Raw genomic sequence first — 2,433 nt, forward strand, 5'->3', positions numbered from 1 at the left:
GCCGAGATTATCAAGCTTGGAAGTTTGCCCAGCCTAGAACTTACAATAAATTTATAGACATGCAAGACACCCCAGTATAGAATAATTGCGAATCCAGTGAAGGAACCGCTTAAGAACAGTATTAACACTGACAAGAATTCGACTATGACCATCTTTCGGGTTTTGTTCCAAGTTAGAGCTAGATAGGTCAAGCCTGGAAAAAAACTACACGCGAAATGTGATGCTTCCTTCATGAAACCCTGAATAGACGGTATTCCGCCTCGAAATGCAAGCGCAGAGTATTGACTCGATCCAACTCCAAAAATTCTTGCGGAAACAACTGGTAATACTGGAATATTCAAAACTATTTTTGTAAAAAAATCTATAAAGCCTATCACCATTTGTACAGTAGTAATGAAGAGGATAGCCCTTGATATCAGATTTTCATGTGATACTGAAATATCCCTCGCTATTGTGCCGAGAAAAACAAATAAAACTATCCTGATGACGCGTTCTAAATTATTGGTGGAGAAGGATAACGGTCTCATAACGTTTTCCCCAAAAAACATTGCATCCCAACTTGCTCCGATTGGTACGACCATACTTTGTTGATCTGGATGTATCACTAGAAGATATATGCCAAACAATGTAACAGTTAATAAAAGCAAACCATTGGTAAACGTAGCTAGGTTCACTTTGATGGATCCGATCAAAAGAAATGAAATAAATAGATACAATAACATCAAAAATTCCTCATACTGCAATTCTATGGAACCTATTTTGATAAAGTACCCAGAGTTAACAAGAAGTGCAAAAGCAATAGCATCTAGAAACAAAAACGTCGAGAATTGTAGCATGTCTTTACATCGAATTGATTGGAATAATACTAATAAAAGAACTATAATAGATCCAGGGTTAAGCATCTTTAACGACAACTCCTTTGAACAATTCTCTATTTCTTGGCTCCAAGCAAGGGAATCTATTTAAGCGATAAAAGCAATTCCATAATCGTTCAAGTTGAAGAAAGCATTAATGTATCTGGTGCTCACTTAATTTTTTAAACTACTCCAACTAAATTGCCACTTCCACCTGAAAAATGACTCTTTTCTCAGCTAAAAGGGCTACACATAAATTTCTACTTTGGAATTTAGCCTATCAGAAATGACGCTGATGTACGTAAATATAGCATATTAAATCAAACCAATAATGATATCACGATGTTGCGGGATTTATCTCTGTGCCACTCTTGGCAATTGCTCTAAATTCATCACACTCAACATTATTTTGCACAACTCATCCGCATCAAATGGTTCAAAGAACCAAACATTTTCATAGTCATCTAATATTTCATGTGAAAACGGTGTGTCTGAGGCTATTATGGGCGTTTTATGCAACTTAGCTTCTAACAAAGGCAAACCAAACGTCTCAATGTACGATGGAAATATAAGGACTGACTTTGAATACCATTCATAGACTTCCTCGCGTTTCAAACTTCCTATAAATTCTATTGGTAGGCCATTTTGCCGTGCTGCTTCGTAAAGTTCCAATGCATACTTATTCTCGTGACCATTTATTGTCAAAACAACTCGGTAATCGTCTATTCCAACCTCTTTCAACTTTTTGCATGCTTGAAGTATAATTTTGTGATTCTTATAAGAATTGGGTGATGCTGGGTAGAAAAATGTTCGTAAATTAGTTGCTTCTCCACTAAAGTACTTCCTGACCTCTATATTGAGTTCGGGAGGATCAACTCGAATTTTGCTCGGGTTCACCTTCGCTTTTTGAGAACAAGCTTCCTTCATCCAGTTTGTTTGAACGATTATCTCGTTAGCTTTTCTGATTGATCTTATTATGAGTCGGCCTATTATATTTTGATATGTCCAGTAAAGCCTATTCTCCTTAAAACAGAATTTGTAGTCAACAAACGGAAGTGACTGTTGTACATAAAGCACTTGCTTAAATTTTCTAGCAAATGGTATAGTAACGTTTTGCAGTGACAGAATTTCATCAGGATTTTGTTTCCTTACAATTTGTGGTGCAACAAGACAATCAAACACCACTCTGTGAAACCAGCTTTTCTTGACCCATGGATAATTTAGGACGCGTATGTTCTCAGTTTCGTTGAATTCGGGAGTACTCACAACAAATATCCACTGCACATTTACATCTGCTGATTTGACAGCTTTCTTGTAGTATTCCTCAAGTATAGTTAATGAACCACCTGTTGTGGCAGGTACACAAAATACCATTATTTTCATAAACAACCTTCCTTGGAACTGTCTTATGACAGTGTAGTTAATTGGCAATAAAAGTTACGACAATATATCAGTCTTTGTTCCTACAACAGAATTAATATGCTTTCTCAATGCACGTTCCAAACCACTCTGTTCACATAATTCGTATATGAAATTATTATTCTCAAAACCTTTTCAGATACATTTGGTACGAAATAAT

At 36.1% G+C, this 2,433-nt stretch carries 2 protein-coding genes; both read right to left on the reverse strand.

Features of this window, described 5'->3' with window-relative positions; all coding sequences use genetic code 11:
• The coding region (locus tag PLH43_RS13560; protein WP_324363997.1) for a hypothetical protein at nucleotides 1-902 on the reverse strand (902 nt) is incomplete at its 3' end.
• A 306-nt stretch (nucleotides 903-1,208) separates the two neighbouring features.
• The gene (locus PLH43_RS13565) at nucleotides 1,209-2,237 is read right to left on the reverse strand and encodes a glycosyltransferase (RefSeq protein ID WP_324363999.1); all 1,029 of its coding nucleotides are present in this window, start codon (nucleotides 2,235-2,237) and stop codon (nucleotides 1,209-1,211) included.
• Between the last annotated feature and the right edge of the window lie 196 nt (nucleotides 2,238-2,433).

The sequence above is a fragment of the Acetivibrio sp. genome, assembly GCF_035371925.1.
In the GTDB taxonomy this organism is placed as follows: domain Bacteria; phylum Bacillota; class Clostridia; order Acetivibrionales; family Acetivibrionaceae; genus Hungateiclostridium.

Bases quoted from the DNA above. Each gene is read 5' to 3' on its own strand.
- PLH43_RS13565 (WP_324363999.1), bottom strand. From the start codon at position 2,237: ATGAAAATAATGGTATTTTGTGTACCTGCCACAACAGGTGGTTCATTA.